The organism is Lactobacillus sp. W8172 (genome assembly GCF_016102055.1).
GTDB classification, from domain to species: Bacteria; Bacillota; Bacilli; order Lactobacillales; family Lactobacillaceae; genus Lactobacillus; species Lactobacillus apis_A.
The window spans coordinates 101,635-116,205 of sequence record NZ_JACFPG010000004.1 but is presented as its reverse complement, the minus strand read 5'-3'; the positions used below and the strand labels follow the sequence as shown (position 1 = coordinate 116,205).

Here is a 14,571-nt window from a genome sequence, read left to right as displayed (position 1 = left end):
TTCTAAATTAATTATTATCTTGATTAAAATTTGGTTGGACAATATTTTCCTTTGGTACAAAGAATTCGTTTTTCTCATTTACAGGATCATTTGCCTTAGTTAAAACTTTTTTGAGATTATGATCAAACTTTGATCTCGGCATCATTACAATGTGGCCACAACCCATACACTTTAAACGAATGTCAGCGCCCAAACGCAAAATTTCCCATTCATTTACTTTGCAGGCGTGCGGTTTTTTCATTAAAACTGTGTCTGCCAAGTTATAACTGATCGTCTTATTCATCAAGATCAACACCCAAGATATCGAGAATTCTGTTCAGCTCATCAACTGAGGAGAATCCAATTGATAAACGGCCGTTACCTTTTTTGCTTTCGGAAATATTAACTTTGGAACCTAGCTTATCAGATAATTGATGCTCACTTTCCCGAATAAAGGCTGACTTCTTGGTCATTTTCTTATGAGGTTTCTTTGCGTTAAGACTAGCTACCAGGGCTTCTACCTTACGAACAGGCATCCCCTCTTTAACTACTTGCTTGGCAACCTCATCAATTTTATCTTTGTTTTTTAGCCCTAACAGTGTTCTAGCCTGACCCATTGAAAGGTCACCATGCTGCAGAAGGTGCTTGGTTTTGCTAGGCAAAGTAAGTAAACGCAGATAGTTGGCAATATATGGACGTGATTTGCCCATCCGTTTTGAAACTTCTTCCTGTGTTAAACCTAAATTCTTTTGCAGCATTTCATAGGCTTGCGCTTCTTCTAGCGGTGTCAAATCTTCACGTTGCAAGTTTTCAAGAACAGCCACTTCCATCATTTGGCTTTCGGTGAACTCACGTACAATTGCTGGAATTGTTGTTTTCTTGGCTAATTTGGAAGCACGGAAACGGCGCTCACCTGCAATAATCTCATAACCATTAACAGACTTACGAACAATAATTGGTTGAAAAACGCCATTTTCCTTAATTGAATCCGATAATTCTTTCAGAGTTTTATCATCAAAACTCTTACGTGGTTGATACGGATTGGGTCTCATATCGCCTAGATCAAGTTCCTTGATTTCTTCTTCAGTTTCTTCAATCTGTGGCTCATCTTCAAATAGAGCTTCAATCCCACGACCAAGACCGCCTTTTCGCTTCATTTCTTTATTTTTTGATTCTCTTTCCATGATTCTTCAACACCTCCTTAGCTAAATCATCGTATACCTTGGCACCTCTTGAATTAGGTGCGTATTCTGTAATTGCTTCGCCGTAACTTGGAGCTTCTGCTAGTTTAGTTATCCTGGGAATAATAGTTTTATAAACCTTATCTGTGAAATACGACTTAACCTCTTTAACAACTTCTGCACCCAAATTAGTACGTGCATCCAGCATGGTCAGCAATACACCCTCAACACCTAAATCCTTATTGAAGTGCTTTTGAACTAGGCGAATGGTATTGAGCAACTGGCTTAATCCTTCCATTGCATAATACTCACTTTGAACTGGAATTAAAATTGAATTTGAAGCTGTAAAGGCATTAATTGATAATTGTCCTAAAGAAGGTGGACAATCAATAAAAATGAAATCATAATCGCCACTAACCGTATCAAGCGCTGACTTGAGTCGAGTTTCACGTGCCATCATGCTAATCAATTCCGTTTCTGCTCCTGAAAGATTAATGGTGGCTGGCACCAAATCCAGCTTATCAGTCGAAGTATGGAAAATTGTGTCTTTGAGTGGAACATCGTTAATCAACACACTGTAAATATCTTGATCAATTTCCGATTTTTCAATTCCTAAGCCAGAAGTTGCATTCCCCTGTGGATCAATATCGACAATTAAAACGCGGTAGCCACGTTCTGCAATCGAAGCCGCCAAATTAATCGTGGTGGTTGTTTTACCAACACCACCCTTTTGGTTAGCAACTGAAATTACACTTACCATATTTTCCATGTGCAACCTACTTTCTCTTTAATTCAATCGTAATCATATAATCATCAGGATCATTGTTTTCCTTGACTTTAACTTTGATGCCAGATTCTTTAGCTAACTTAACTGCACGCTTAATTGTGTTAATTTGGACCTGCATGTCCTTAGGTATTCGGCTGACAGCGCGCTTTGTTTTTTCTGCCTTGTCCTGCTCTTTTTTATTTTCAAAGTAGCCAGCAACGTCTTTGACAATCTTTTCTGTATCACTAACATTAAGATTATTGTCCAAGATTTCATCTAAAACACGCCCTTGGTCCTTTTGGCTTAAGCCTACTAGACAACGACCATGTCGTGGCGAAATTTGTCCACTGGCAAGATAGCTTTGAACTTTAGGTGATAGCTTCAGCAATCTCATCTTATTGGCAACATATGATTGAGACTTACCAATATTTTGCGCAAGAGCTGTTTGCGTCAAATTATTTAGCTTCATTAAATTATTATATGCTTGCGCCTCATCGATTGGATTTAAATTCTCTCTTTGTAAGTTCTCAATCAGCGCTAATGATGCTGCCTGAGCTTCCTCCATATTGTTAACAATTGCAGGAATTGTTTCCCAACCTAATTGCTTAGCAGCACGAAAGCGACGCTCACCTGCAATGATTTCGTATTGCTCGCCTTGTTCGCGAACCACGATCGGTTGTAGCAATCCTTCCTTATCAAGCGTCGTTGCTAATTCACGAATTGATTCATCGGAAAACTCACGTCTTGGTTGATAAGAATTGGGCACGATTTTAGTTAATTCAATATCTTGAATTTGTTTATCTTTAGGAATTTCATCGTGATGTCTTAAAGAAGAAAATAATGACATATGATTGTCCCCCTATTAATGAATTGGTTTACGATGCGGTGTTCCCGCTTGTCGTGGATATTTCTTAGGTGTCATTTTGACTTTTTGAACAAGAATCAGCGTTCTTTCTTCGTCACTATAAGGTAATTGCAGTTCTTCAGCCTCACTGACCTTGCCACCAAGAGTTGTGATTGCCTTTTGACTATCTTTCAACTCATCATCAGCTTTAGGTCCCTTAAGTGCAATGAAACTACCACCTTTTTTGACTAGTGGTAAGCAATATTCACTCAATACCGCCATATTGGCAACTGCACGTGCAGTTACAAGATCAAACTGTTCACGGTATTGCTTGTTTTGACCGACATCCTCGGCGCGACCATGAACAAGTGTTACATCCTTCAAATCTAACTTATCAACAAGTTCTTGCAAAAAAGTTAGTCGCTTACCTAGTGAATCGACAATAGTGACTTTGATTTCTGGTTTTATAATTTTGAGCGGAATTGATGGAAAACCCGCGCCAGCACCGATATCACATAAATTGCTGCCCGATTTAAAAAGTTCATCAAACATGAGTAGTGGCGTAATACTGTCAAAAAAGTGCTTAAGATAAACATCATTTTCTTCAGTAATTCGTGTGAGGTTAACATGCTGATTAGCTTCAATCAAACTAGTAAAGTATTGGTTAAATTGGTTGATTTGCTTTTCATTTAATTTAAAATTACGCTTTGATAATTCTTGGACAAATTGTTCAGGATTCATTTTTCACCCGTGAAACCTTGTTTCACACCCTATAAATTTAACGCTAAAAGCGGCTTATTGTAAAGCCATTATATCTTATTAATTATGAAATATTTTTTGACTGCCGTCAAAGTCTAAATCAGCAAAATACGCTATAATATCGTCAAAGGAGATCATTATGATTGTTACTTTAATTGTTTTAGTCTATTTGGCCCTAAAAACATATAAGGGATACCAAACCGGTTTTACCAAATTAGTTATTAATTTAATTTTTGCAGCGGTTGTTTTCATCGCTGCAATCTTATTTCAAAATCCTGTTGGCAATTGGCTCTACAGCCAAATTACTGGTCAAAACATTCAAGCCAGTTTGACCACTAGCACCAATTTAATGATTTTTCGATTCTTAGCCTTTTTCATCATTTTATTTGTTGGTAAATGGTTAATCAAAATTGTTAAAGGGTGGTTCCCAAGCAAAAAGCCACACTCAACCAGTTTTGGTACTCTTTTAGATGGTGTTTTAGGCGCGACCGCTCAATTTTTTGCTAGCTATTTTTTCGTCTATATAATTTTGTCGATGCTCAATGCTTTGCAAAATCCATGGTTTATTCAACAAACACTTAATTCATCATTTTTACGTTTTATAATTTATAGTACACCAGGCCTATCTAACGGTATGTTCAACTATATTTTTAGTATTAGTCGGACAGCTGCATAAAAAAGTCAAACAAATGAAAAAGCAACTACGATTGCTTTTTTTGTTATTTTTTTCATCTAAAAATATGACAAATTAATTGGTGATTGTAGTAAACTAGTTTTGGTAAGATTATTTAACAATAATATATGAAATTTTGGAGGAAAAAAGTGGATAAAAAATCAGTGCTTAAAAAAATAAAGACACTTTCTGCTGCAATCTTGCTTGCTGCTCCGATCGCAAGCTCAAGTATCGTTTCAGTTGTTAGCGCTGCTGATGAGGCTCAATCACAAACACCTCAAAGCAGTCAAACAACTCAAACACAGCAACCTAGTCAAACTGAACAATCAAGTAAAACTGATCAAACAAAGACGCCATCTTCATCTGATCAGACAAAAGCGCCTTCGACCACGAATAAGGAGCAAACAACAACTGCTTCAAATAAAAAGGTTAAGACTTTCAAAGTAGCAATTGTTAAGAAGAACTACGGCATTTATCAAGGCAATTTTGAGAACAAAAAATCTAGCTCAAAATACTTCCACAAGACTTTTAATGTCAGCAAAACTTTTACCCACAACGGTAAAAAATACTACTGGATCAGCCAAAAAGGCAAACCAGCAATTGGCTACATTAACAAAAATGCTGTCGCAACACCTAACCAAGCTAAAATTGTTAAGGCTCCATATGTCAGCCAATACGTTCCAGTTAAAACACCTTGGGGCTGTGCGGGGGCTTCAATGTCAATGCTACTTGGCTCACAAGGTCAAAAGATTACTGCAAGTTTCTTAAAGAAAGTACAGGACAACTTACCAATGCAACCAACTAAGGGTGGTCAAAAAGGTAATGTTTACACCGGTGTCGGTTTTGGCTTTGTAATCAGCCCAGGTGCTTTAGCTAAATATGCTCGTACCTTTAAGACCGGTAAAAATGTTATTAACATTTCTAACAAGAAATTGACCTTAGACGACATCAGAATGTACGTTCAAGGTGGAAAGCCTGTTCTTTACTACGGTTTTTCTTCATACCAAAAGCCTGGTGACAATGTACGTAACCACTGCAAAGTTATTGTTGGCTATGAAAAAGGTAAATTCCTAGTTTATGACCCTCTATACTACTCAAAGCATGATGGTGCTGGTACTGGTGGCAAGAACATGAACTACGACCATGGCGCCATTGCTTGGCTTCCAAAAGCAACAATTCAACATGAATTCTGTCACAAGGCTATTACTATTAAATAAATTCAATTATTTTAAAAAACGAAGCTGGTTAAATCTCAGCTTCGTTTTTTTGTTACTTAATAAAAAACTGCTTTTACAATATCGTAAAAGCAGTTTTAAATCTCTACTGATCAAAATTATCATATTCAACGTGTTCATCATTATATACAAAAACTGCACCAATTCGATCAGGATTGTCATGCCAGCCTTCAATTGGATGTCCTGCGAAAAAAAGACGCTTGCATTCGATTTCGGCTTCAACTGAGTCCTTGGTAAAGGTAGTTATACCAGCCAAATCAGTTTCTACTGGATAGCCAGTTCTTGGATCAATCAAATGATGATACTTATGACCATCTACAACTAAATAACGCTCATAAGTACCACTGGTCACAGCTGAGCACTCTGTAACTGTTACCGTTGAAATGTTATTGCCACGTGGCTTCTTAGGATCTTGAATGCCAACTGTCCATTGGCCACTCGTACGCTTAGGCGAATCATTAACAAGCAAAATGTTACCACCCAGATTGATGATGCCAGCTCTGACGCCGTAAGCATGCCAAAAGTCACGAATTCGATCAGCAATCCAGCCCTTAGCAATGCCACCTAAGTCGAGTTCCATCCCTGGTTTCTTCAAGTAGACTGTTTGATTTTCATCATCTAATTCAACACTAAATGGATCAATTAATTTCATTTTTTCTTGTATTTGTTCATCAGTTGGAACATGTGCATCCTTAAAGCCAATTGCCCACAGCTTAACTAACGGACCAATTAATGCATTAAAGCCAAAGTTTTCTCGGCTTTGTTCAACCGCTAACTTAACCAAACCATAGACAGCACTTGAAACCTGAACTGGTTCCTTACCCGCAGCATGATTAATATCCATTACTTCTGAATTTTCACGATTTACAGTCAATAAATCTTCGTAGTGATCAATCAGATCAAACGTTTCATTAATCAAAGTATCATCAGTTGTACCAAAAATTTGCAAAGTAATTGCGGTTCCTAAGGCCTGATGCTGCCCTGTTGCCTGCTCTAAAGTTAAATTTTCAATCATTATGTTTTCTATTTCTCCAAGTATCTTTCTCTAATTAGTTCTTGCATTTGGTCATCAATCTCAAGTTCATTAGTAATGTATGAATCAAGACCACCAAAATTTTCATTAATAGTGATTAAGCTGGTGTCAAAATAAGAATTCGCAACCGAACCTAAGACACGCATATTGGCGCGGAAATTGTCATTTTCTCCCGCCTGTTTAAAGTGCTGGTCACGAACTGCACGATAATCATTCAACATGTAGTTTGAATAAAGATAGTCCTGGCGAATTACCTCCATATCTACGCCTAAAATGTATAAAATGATAATCGTTACCAGACCTGTGCGGTCCTTACCTTCAGAACAATGGTAAAGAATTGCCCCGTCATCATTTTCTGCTATCAATTCAATAATATGATGAAAGCTTTGTTGGGCTGACTTGTTAAGGATATGGTGATGATAGCGGCGGCACATCAACTTAAAACCTGCATATTGGTCTTTACGATACTCAGCAAATTCTTTACTCATATTCTGTCCCTGCCCACCAGTATTATCTTCAGCAGAAAGCGGACAAGCATAGTGCTCAACATTGTCCAGCTCTTTATCAGGACTTTTTTTACATTCAGCTGGTGAACGTAAATCAATAATTGTGTGTAAGCCGTAATCTAGCAAAAACTGCTCATCAGCTGGCGTTATTTCACTCATATTACCAGTCCTCAGTAAACAGTGTGTTCGAATTTTACGTCCATCAGATCCTACATATCCTCCAACATCACGGGGATTACGAACAGATTTTATTGGCAATACAATTGGGGCAGTCATCGACAATTTCCTTCCTGACAAAAATAACCGGATAGTTAATCCTATCCGGTTATTTTACTCTCTGCTAAACAATCTAGCAAAATATTATTTATTTGCTTGTTCAATGAACTTGAAGAAGTTATCCATCATACCATCTAATTGTTTGATTGTTGCTTCGTCAGTTAATTCTCCAGTTTGCTTGTCAAACTTGCTTGGGGCTTGACCAATCAAAACTTCGTTACCTGGTAAAACGTTAGCACTCATATCTGGTGAAAGTAAAATTTCACGCATATCTTCTTGTGCACGACCAGTACCTTGTGTACCGTATGAAGCACCAGCAACAGCAACTGGCTTCATCTTCATTACATTAGGGCCAGCGTGTGAACCTAACCATTCAAGACTACTCTTTAATGCAGCAGGAATAGTGTGGTCGTATTCTGGTGTAGTGATGATGATACCATCAGCATTCTTAACGTCTTCAATCCAAGGTTTAATAGTTTCATCAGCCATTTCTGTTCTACAGAATGGTGTTAACTTATCAATTTCTTTTACTTCAATCTCTGCTTTGTCACCGTAACGCTTAGCAATAAACTTTGCTAAAAAACGATTGTATGAGAAATCAGCGTTTGTACCAACAATTGCTAAAATTTTCATTCTTGGTCCTCCTACTTAGTAACTTGTGCGTACCAACTATCAACTTCATCGAAGAAGTGACCTAAGAATTCAACAGAAGACTTATCAGTTAAGTCACCATTTTCATCAAATTGTTGAGGTGCAACACCCATCATAAACTCATCGCCGTTAAAGATCTTAGCACCAAAACCAGGTGCAGTCATCAAGCTCTTCAAACGACTTTGTGAACGTGAAGCACCTTGAGGCATTGGAGAAGTTGAAACAATAGCAACAGGTTTACCCTTAAATGGATGTGTTGCACTTGATAACCATTCAAGTGCGCTACTTAAAGCACTAGTTACAGAGTGTTGTTGCTCTGGTGAACCAATTAAGACCAAATCAGCATCTTCAATTTCTTTAGTCAAAGTTTGAATAGCTTCAGGAACGTCTTCACCTTCTTTAAACATTGGTAAACCTTTAACAGTTGCTAATTTAAAGTCATATTTGTTAGCAAATTCCTTAGAGATAAACTTAAGCAATGCTTCATTAAATGAATTATTGGCATTTGAACCAGATAATGCAAGAATTTTCATAAAAACCACCTTTCAAGAAAAATAATTTCTTAAATAATTATAACATCATCTCTAATTTTTGAACAAAAAACATAACCGTACGCCTACAGAAGTTTAATTTTTTATTCTATAACCTTTGTTATATATGGCTTTATATTAAAAAATTATTTTTTGTGGTTTTTCTTCTTTTTTGCTCTAGCTTCTTTAACATCATCAGTATCGAACAGAGAAACGGTGCTAGTCTCACTTAGCCAATCGTTAATAACTGCATCATTAAGCTGTGCAGACAGCACATTTACGATTTGCGTTTGCGAAAAGCTTGCAATGTCATTAACGATTAAAGACGCAATTCCGATAGTGGTAATCCAATTGGCAATTACAATATTTTTGATTTTTTCATTTGTATGACTGTCATCCGGATACTGCTCTTTAAACTTAATAATTCCGAGCTCAATCAAAGTATCTGAAATAACTTTACTGCCAAACTTTCCATCAACAAACATTGCACGAAAAAGATTTTCATGTTGCTCAGCAAATTCAATGTACGACAAATCCATATCTACCATAGGTTCACTGGTGTATTGCTTTTGCAAAATATTACTTCTAAGGTTGTCCGCAATTTGACGCAAAACCTCGTTGCGCAATTCGTCCATGCTCTCAAACTCAAGATACAATGGCTGTGTTGAAAAGTGGCCTACTTTAGCAATATTTCGGGCAGTTAAGCTTTCAATACCATCTTTAACAACCATTTTATAAGCAATAGCTAAAATTTTCTTTTTCCCAATTTCTTTTTTTCTTGCCATAAGGTTTTTTCCTTGATTAATTTAGTACCATAATTTTCCCTGCTCGCTGGCAATCAAGTCATTAAACTGCCCATACCCGCAGAAAACTCTTTAATTTTCGTTATCTGAAAATTCATCGTAATATGACGAGACCATATCGCCAATTTCGTCTTTGCTTAAACCTTGTGATGCGCAAAATGAAAAGAATGCAGCTGATAAAATATATCCTCTCTCGCGATCATCCGTTAAATTGTCAGAAAATCTCAAGTTAATGCTTTGATTCTCATAATCTGTTGTTATTTCAATTGCTTTATCTTCTGGAAGTTCCATTTTCTACCTCAATTTTTCATTACTTAACTCTTTACTTGTCGCTCAATCTTCTATAGCTTTGGCTATGGCGTAAAATCGCGACTTCACATTACAAAAACATCTTCTTTAACATAATTTTTTGCTATTTTCTCTTAAAAGAACATTTCGGCTCAAATGATTAATAACTGTCTTAAAGAAACCTCATTTTTAATCTGTTTATTGAATTGACAACAGTACCATCTCATAACCATCTCATAAAATAACAATTAATTATCCAATGATAAGAATAGTAAATTTAAAACTATTTTGTCAAGAACAATGTGATATTTTATACCTAAAATTATCAGTTACTCTAATAGTCTCAACGAATAATGTTACTTGATAATGAACCCGTAGAGTGGAAATTTACTATATAAAAAGCAATAAAAAATAGCCAGTTTAATCATTATTGAAAATGCTCGTATACAATAACAAAATAATTAAGTCAGCCATGAAAGGTATATACCTGTTAGAGAACTACTGTTTTTTTATCATTTCCCCATCCATCATTTCGTAAATATGATCAGCATATTTTTCCAATCTCGGGTCATGAGTCACTAAAATGACTGCTTTTTGGTAATTTTGGGCAAGATTTTTGAACAATTGACCTACTTCATCTACATTTTTACTATCAAGTGATGCTGTTGGCTCATCAGCCAGCAAAATTTTAGGGTTGGCATAAAGTGCCCGAGCAATTGCGGCACGTTGTTGCTGACCCCCAGATAGCTCACTCGGATACTTATTTACTAGTCCAGTAATTCCCAACTGTTCTAATAACTTGCCCATTGTTGCTTGGGTAAGGTTGCCCTGTTTTTTTACATGATCAACAAGTTCAAACTGCTCTTTAACCGTTAAAAAAGGAACCAAATTGTATGCCTGCAAAACAAAACCAATCTGATTCAGACGCAATGCATTACTTTGCTTAGCAGAAATATTGGCAATATCCTCACCGTTAATGTAAACCTGTCCAGATGTCGGCTTTTGTAAAGAACCTGCAATCGTTAAAAAAGTGCTTTTACCTGCCCCAGACGGTCCCATGATTAACACGACTTCGCCTTCATTGGCCTTGAAATCTATTTGCTTAAGCGCTTGAACTTCTGCTGCACCTGTTCCATATACTTTTTGAACATTTTTTAATTCAATAACTGCCATTTTATTCACCTATCGCCTTAGCTGGATCTACCTTTAAAATTGATCTAATTGGAATTAAGCTACCGATAATTCCTGTTAATAGCATGCCGCATGTTCCACTTAAAATAATTTGCGGTGTAAAGCTCATTGGAACTGCAGCAGGCAGAACTTTTGCGGTTAACCACATTACAGCCAAACCAATAATTACTCCAACTACAACCAAAATAACCGATTGGCTGACTGTTGCTGCTACTAAAGTTCGACTTGGAATTCCTTGAGCCCTCATTACAGCAAAATTATGCATCTTTTGCATTGTCAGAATGTACAAAAAGACCGCAATAATAATTAACGAAATAACGAACAAAAAGCCAATCATTAACTGGAAAGTCATATTTTGCGCTGTATAGCCCGGCAGCTTTTTAATGAACTGAGCAATCTGGTAAGTCTTACTGTTAGCATGATTATAACTATAATTTACATTCCGTGAAATTATCGCTGAAGCCTTTAAATTAGGCATCCCTTGACGTAATTTGCGCCAACTTGCTAATGAACCATAAATAATGGGTGCAATATTTATCTTCGCGTTTTTAACAAATCCAACTATACGATACTTGTTTGTCAAGCCATTTAATTCAAGCTCGTCACCTAGCTTATATCCTTTTGTCTGGAAGGCTTGATCGACCACAACTTCACGATCTTTTTTGGCTTTTCTACCAGCGATTAATTCTTGATTGGCGTAAATAAACTGATCTTTTTTTACCCCAATAAACTGAGCTGAAACCTGTGGACGGTTACTGTTTTTAGCAACTACTGGTGTTTGACCAAGTAAAGCTTCATCTTTAGTTAGCTTGGCTTTGCTCAAATCATCTTTAGTTAAAAGTGATTGACTCATGCTCACATTAGCATTTTTGTTTAATACCACTTGTTTGGCATTCCAAGACTCAATTGCCTGCGTATTTTCACTTGCTAAACCAACAGCTAGTGATGACAGAATAAAGATTAAGTAGCTGATTAGAAAAATCATTAAAATGATCAATCCGTAACGCAGCTTTTCCCGTTTAATTTCTTTAATCGCTAAAAACATTAATCTGACTCCTTCTTAAGTAGCGTCAAGCCCGCCTTAAGCTTAGAAAAGACAAGCTCCTTTTGCGCCAGATCAACCAGTATTTCCCTAATAGCAGCATGACTGAGAACCATGGCGCTCCAATTTTGTGGACTTAATTTAACTAACACTTCCTGAGAAAATGGTTCACTAACTGTGCTCTCGTTATACAACATATGCATTTTAACTAATTTGGCATATTTACTACCTTGCGTTTGATTAATGAAATCAACCACATTTTGATAAAAAATTTCAGGCTGATAGTCTGCTGGCGCCCCAACAAAAGAATGAATCTCTTTCATTGCGAGCTGATACAAATATCTGTAAGCATCAGACAAATCTTCAAAGTACTTGTAAAAAGCTCCACGCGCAATTTCAGCCTCTTTAACAATCCTAGCTACCTGTGCCTCAGCCAACGAGTGATTGCTAAATTCATTGAGTAAAGCCTGCGTAATTTTCTCTTTTTTGTCCTGCGGTAAATTTACAAAAGTTGGTTTTACCATTTTCTCATCTCCTTTCAAAATGACACTGTGTCACTTTGGCGAAATATTAACCCTTATAATTTTTTCCGTCAATCAAAAAGCTCTTGCAATTTTTACTTGGTCTAAAAATTGAGCAATAAAAAAGAGTTCCTTCTCGAACTCTTTTCCCTATTTATTTAAATGCTAATAATCGATTGTAATAGTTTATCCTGGCCACATGATCACGGTATGAGATTTTAGCTAATGCGCAGTTATCAATTGTTTCAAATGCGTTGATATCTCCTGCTGTAAAATAGTGGGCAAACATCATTCTAATTAACGTGCCATGACAAACAACCAAAATCTTTTTATCGAGATTTTTTTCCTGTAATTCATCAAGGAAGCTGCCGCAACGTTGATCAAGTTCCGCAAAAGTCTCGCCGTGTGGCGCGTATTTAACGTAATTAGCTGCCGCTTTTCCCCATGGATCAATCGCATCCGGATACTTTTTACCTAATTCCGTTAGGTATTCTCCGTCCCACTCACCGAAATTGAACTCTACTAAGCGCTCATCAGTAATTATTTCTTTTTGTCCTTTAGTAAAAATTTGTGCTGTCGTCATCGCCCTTTTCATCGGACTACAAAATACAAGATCAAATTGATTAGGATCAAAATTTGCTGCAGCTTCTTCTGCATATGTACGCCCCTCTTCGTCAAGATCATGATCAAACTTTGACCCCTGAATTTTCCTAGTCTTATTTAAATCTGTCTGACCGTGCCGTACAAAAACAATTTCCATGCTAATCTCCATTTGCTAACTTATCGGTATTACTGTCGCTTAAAATCAAAGTCTGTTCGAAAAACATACCTACTAGCTGTGCTTTCTTCCGCAACAAACTGAAAGCCAAAATCATCAAATTGCTGTAATTCTTCTGGCTGCTTGAGTTCGTTTTCTGAAATAAAGCGAACCATTTCGCCTCGTGCCATTTTAGCATGAACGCCTACCGTCTTCCATTGCCCATTTTTTTGTTCCTGAAAATCAATTGTAATCATTTGTCGTTTATCAGATACGTATGGCGCAATATTCTTTGAATATTCCTTTGAAGCTAAATTAATTACAACATCATTTTTATCAAAGAGGTTATCGACCAAAGTTTCGCCCCAATATTTATAAAGGTTTGGTTCTCCAAAACCTAAAACTTTGTTCTTCATCTCTAAACGGTATGGCCACACACCATCAAATGGCCGCAAAACACCGTAGAGGCCAGACAAAATGCGCACATTTTCCTGCAGGTATGCCAAGGCTTCAGCTGTAAACAAGTCCGGTGCCATGTACTGATATTGAATACCTGAATACGAGATAATTGCTGGCGTTAAGCCCTCTACTTCAGTTATGTCCAGGGCAGCGAGTTGTTTTTGTCCTTCTTCAGTAGTACGGTCACTTCCACCCCAAATTGCCTTTAATTGCGTAAAACTGCATTTTTTTAAAAAATCGGATAGTTCTTTTGCTTGAGTTAAAAACTGTGGTTGTGATTTCGCTGCAAAGGCATTAGTATCAACTTTCATTTTCATTGCTGGTGAGATAATAATTTTCATCTTTCGTATTTACCGCCTTTTAGGTTAAACTTAATAGTATGAGTATTAAGGAGAGAGATTTAATGAATCCTGATTTTGCTATTATCTTAAATTTTAAACTAAAAAGCACCAAAGATGTAGATGCTGATTTTTTAGTAAAAACTGCACGCAATATTGGTGCTAGAGCTGTTGCAACCGATCAATTACAAGCTGACTTCGAAAAGGCTTGTGCTAAATATACGATTGCCCTAGTTGATGCGCAGACTGGAGTTGATTTAACTCCTGACAATGTAATTGATGAAATTATTAATCACCGTAAAGAAGGAAACAGCATATTTATCAATGTTGAAGTGGATTCTGCCAATTCACTTATTGAAAGCACAACAGAAATGTTCACCGCGACCAACAATTGGATGCACATTTTTGGCCATGCTTTAAACGAAAGCGAACCATGCGCATGCACCAGCGACAACGGTTTTGTCTTGCAAAACCGTCACATGCAATATCAAAAATATGTTTTTGTTAAAAAACCACTAGCACGAGAAGTAGTGGTAGACGGTATTGCAGTTGAACCTAACCGAATCGAAATGATCGAAAAGCGAACTGAACCAAAATTTAGCTATGAAGATGGCAAACTAACTATTGATTTAGCAGATATTCCTGAAAGTGATTTTGACTGGCAAATTATTCGTGTACAGGAGCACAGGCCAGAAGACGATATTAAAGAAACTAAGTTTTAAAGTTCAACAAAAAAATA

19 protein-coding genes are annotated in these 14,571 nt (G+C 36.8%); 3 read left to right on the top strand and 16 right to left on the bottom strand.

The features are described 5' to 3' along the window. Positions 1-7: 7 nt before the first annotated feature. Genes H3R21_RS06315 through rsmG form a run of 5 tightly spaced genes read right to left on the bottom strand, consistent with a single transcriptional unit; the run spans position 8 to position 3,511 of the window. Positions 8-283, bottom strand: a complete 276-nt coding sequence (locus tag H3R21_RS06315; RefSeq protein WP_046305975.1) for a DUF951 domain-containing protein — start codon at positions 281-283, stop codon at positions 8-10. Continuing rightward, positions 276-1,163: a ParB/RepB/Spo0J family partition protein gene (locus tag H3R21_RS06310; protein ID WP_046305973.1), complete on the bottom strand. Its 888-nt coding sequence runs from the start codon at positions 1,161-1,163 to the stop codon at positions 276-278. The genes H3R21_RS06315 and H3R21_RS06310 overlap by 8 nt, the downstream gene beginning before the upstream one ends. Next, a complete protein-coding gene (locus tag H3R21_RS06305; RefSeq protein ID WP_046306204.1) occupies positions 1,141-1,920 on the bottom strand; it encodes a ParA family protein in 780 nt (259 codons plus the stop codon). Before H3R21_RS06305 ends, H3R21_RS06310 begins: the two co-directional genes overlap by 23 nt. A gap of 16 nt (positions 1,921-1,936) precedes the next feature. Then, complete coding sequence (gene noc, locus H3R21_RS06300) at positions 1,937-2,773, bottom strand: nucleoid occlusion protein (protein WP_046305971.1); 837 nt, start codon at positions 2,771-2,773, stop codon at positions 1,937-1,939. A 15-nt stretch (positions 2,774-2,788) separates the two neighbouring features. Continuing rightward, positions 2,789-3,511: a 16S rRNA (guanine(527)-N(7))-methyltransferase RsmG gene (gene rsmG, locus H3R21_RS06295; protein ID WP_046305969.1), complete on the bottom strand. Its 723-nt coding sequence runs from the start codon at positions 3,509-3,511 to the stop codon at positions 2,789-2,791. A 157-nt stretch (positions 3,512-3,668) separates the two neighbouring features. On the opposite strand from rsmG, the gene H3R21_RS06290 reads away from it, so the two are divergent. After that, positions 3,669-4,205, top strand: a complete 537-nt coding sequence (locus H3R21_RS06290) for a CvpA family protein (protein ID WP_046305963.1) — start codon at positions 3,669-3,671, stop codon at positions 4,203-4,205. Positions 4,206-4,351: 146 nt separating this feature from the next. Next, on the top strand, positions 4,352-5,419 hold the full coding sequence (locus tag H3R21_RS07575) for a C39 family peptidase (protein ID WP_341462977.1): 1,068 nt from the start codon (positions 4,352-4,354) through the stop codon (positions 5,417-5,419). Between the two features lie 103 nt (positions 5,420-5,522). On the opposite strand, the gene H3R21_RS06280 is transcribed toward H3R21_RS07575, so the two are convergent. The 11 genes from H3R21_RS06280 to yaaA form a co-directional block, all read right to left on the bottom strand. Beyond that, positions 5,523-6,452, bottom strand: coding sequence for an FAD:protein FMN transferase (locus H3R21_RS06280; protein WP_198183855.1), 930 nt, complete (start codon positions 6,450-6,452; stop codon positions 5,523-5,525). A gap of 8 nt (positions 6,453-6,460) precedes the next feature. Then, on the bottom strand, positions 6,461-7,252 hold the full coding sequence (locus tag H3R21_RS06275; RefSeq protein ID WP_198183853.1) for a tyrosine-protein phosphatase: 792 nt from the start codon (positions 7,250-7,252) through the stop codon (positions 6,461-6,463). Positions 7,253-7,336: 84 nt separating this feature from the next. Next, on the bottom strand, positions 7,337-7,885 hold the full coding sequence (locus tag H3R21_RS06270; protein WP_198183851.1) for an NADPH-dependent FMN reductase: 549 nt from the start codon (positions 7,883-7,885) through the stop codon (positions 7,337-7,339). 11 nt (positions 7,886-7,896) lie between these two features. After that, the gene (locus tag H3R21_RS06265) at positions 7,897-8,436 is read right to left on the bottom strand and encodes an NADPH-dependent FMN reductase (protein WP_046305955.1); all 540 of its coding nucleotides are present in this window, start codon (positions 8,434-8,436) and stop codon (positions 7,897-7,899) included. Between the two features lie 143 nt (positions 8,437-8,579). Continuing rightward, a complete protein-coding gene (locus H3R21_RS06260) occupies positions 8,580-9,218 on the bottom strand; it encodes a TetR/AcrR family transcriptional regulator (RefSeq protein WP_046305953.1) in 639 nt (212 codons plus the stop codon). Between the two features lie 90 nt (positions 9,219-9,308). Continuing rightward, entirely contained in the window at positions 9,309-9,527 is a 219-nt protein-coding gene (locus H3R21_RS06255) for a hypothetical protein (protein ID WP_046305951.1), read from the bottom strand. A gap of 495 nt (positions 9,528-10,022) precedes the next feature. Next, positions 10,023-10,697, bottom strand: a complete 675-nt coding sequence (locus tag H3R21_RS06250) for an ABC transporter ATP-binding protein (protein ID WP_046305949.1) — start codon at positions 10,695-10,697, stop codon at positions 10,023-10,025. 1 nt (position 10,698) lies between these two features. Next, on the bottom strand, positions 10,699-11,760 hold the full coding sequence (locus tag H3R21_RS06245) for an ABC transporter permease (protein WP_198183849.1): 1,062 nt from the start codon (positions 11,758-11,760) through the stop codon (positions 10,699-10,701). Beyond that, positions 11,760-12,281, bottom strand: coding sequence for a TetR/AcrR family transcriptional regulator (locus H3R21_RS06240; RefSeq protein ID WP_198183847.1), 522 nt, complete (start codon positions 12,279-12,281; stop codon positions 11,760-11,762). Before H3R21_RS06240 ends, H3R21_RS06245 begins: the two co-directional genes overlap by 1 nt. 151 nt (positions 12,282-12,432) lie before the next feature. Next, complete coding sequence (locus H3R21_RS06235) at positions 12,433-13,038, bottom strand: histidine phosphatase family protein (RefSeq protein WP_198183845.1); 606 nt, start codon at positions 13,036-13,038, stop codon at positions 12,433-12,435. A gap of 29 nt (positions 13,039-13,067) precedes the next feature. Next, on the bottom strand, positions 13,068-13,835 hold the full coding sequence (gene yaaA / locus H3R21_RS06230) for a peroxide stress protein YaaA (RefSeq protein WP_198183843.1): 768 nt from the start codon (positions 13,833-13,835) through the stop codon (positions 13,068-13,070). A 62-nt stretch (positions 13,836-13,897) separates the two neighbouring features. On the opposite strand from yaaA, the gene H3R21_RS06225 reads away from it, so the two are divergent. Continuing rightward, a complete protein-coding gene (locus H3R21_RS06225; RefSeq protein ID WP_198183841.1) occupies positions 13,898-14,554 on the top strand; it encodes a hypothetical protein in 657 nt (218 codons plus the stop codon). The last annotated feature ends 17 nt before the right edge of the window (positions 14,555-14,571 follow it).

What these genes read in the sequence shown, in the direction of transcription:
- H3R21_RS06270 (WP_198183851.1), bottom strand. Translation starts at nt 7,885, where the DNA reads ATGAAAATTTTAGCAATTGTTGGTACAAACGCTGATTTCTCATACAAT.
- H3R21_RS06235 (WP_198183845.1), bottom strand. Translation starts at nt 13,038, where the DNA reads ATGGAAATTGTTTTTGTACGGCACGGTCAGACAGATTTAAATAAGACT.
- H3R21_RS06225 (WP_198183841.1), top strand. Translation starts at nt 13,898, where the DNA reads ATGAATCCTGATTTTGCTATTATCTTAAATTTTAAACTAAAAAGCACC.
- H3R21_RS06255 (WP_046305951.1), bottom strand. Translation starts at nt 9,527, where the DNA reads ATGGAACTTCCAGAAGATAAAGCAATTGAAATAACAACAGATTATGAG.
- H3R21_RS06240 (WP_198183847.1), bottom strand. Translation starts at nt 12,281, where the DNA reads ATGGTAAAACCAACTTTTGTAAATTTACCGCAGGACAAAAAAGAGAAA.
- H3R21_RS06250 (WP_046305949.1), bottom strand. Translation starts at nt 10,697, where the DNA reads ATGGCAGTTATTGAATTAAAAAATGTTCAAAAAGTATATGGAACAGGT.
- H3R21_RS06305 (WP_046306204.1), bottom strand. Translation starts at nt 1,920, where the DNA reads ATGGTAAGTGTAATTTCAGTTGCTAACCAAAAGGGTGGTGTTGGTAAA.
- H3R21_RS06315 (WP_046305975.1), bottom strand. Translation starts at nt 283, where the DNA reads ATGAATAAGACGATCAGTTATAACTTGGCAGACACAGTTTTAATGAAA.
- noc (WP_046305971.1), bottom strand. Translation starts at nt 2,773, where the DNA reads ATGTCATTATTTTCTTCTTTAAGACATCACGATGAAATTCCTAAAGAT.
- H3R21_RS06290 (WP_046305963.1), top strand. Translation starts at nt 3,669, where the DNA reads ATGATTGTTACTTTAATTGTTTTAGTCTATTTGGCCCTAAAAACATAT.
- H3R21_RS06260 (WP_046305953.1), bottom strand. Translation starts at nt 9,218, where the DNA reads ATGGCAAGAAAAAAAGAAATTGGGAAAAAGAAAATTTTAGCTATTGCT.
- H3R21_RS06310 (WP_046305973.1), bottom strand. Translation starts at nt 1,163, where the DNA reads ATGGAAAGAGAATCAAAAAATAAAGAAATGAAGCGAAAAGGCGGTCTT.
- rsmG (WP_046305969.1), bottom strand. Translation starts at nt 3,511, where the DNA reads ATGAATCCTGAACAATTTGTCCAAGAATTATCAAAGCGTAATTTTAAA.
- H3R21_RS06280 (WP_198183855.1), bottom strand. Translation starts at nt 6,452, where the DNA reads ATGATTGAAAATTTAACTTTAGAGCAGGCAACAGGGCAGCATCAGGCC.
- H3R21_RS06245 (WP_198183849.1), bottom strand. Translation starts at nt 11,760, where the DNA reads ATGTTTTTAGCGATTAAAGAAATTAAACGGGAAAAGCTGCGTTACGGA.
- H3R21_RS06275 (WP_198183853.1), bottom strand. Translation starts at nt 7,252, where the DNA reads ATGACTGCCCCAATTGTATTGCCAATAAAATCTGTTCGTAATCCCCGT.
- yaaA (WP_198183843.1), bottom strand. Translation starts at nt 13,835, where the DNA reads ATGAAAATTATTATCTCACCAGCAATGAAAATGAAAGTTGATACTAAT.
- H3R21_RS06265 (WP_046305955.1), bottom strand. Translation starts at nt 8,436, where the DNA reads ATGAAAATTCTTGCATTATCTGGTTCAAATGCCAATAATTCATTTAAT.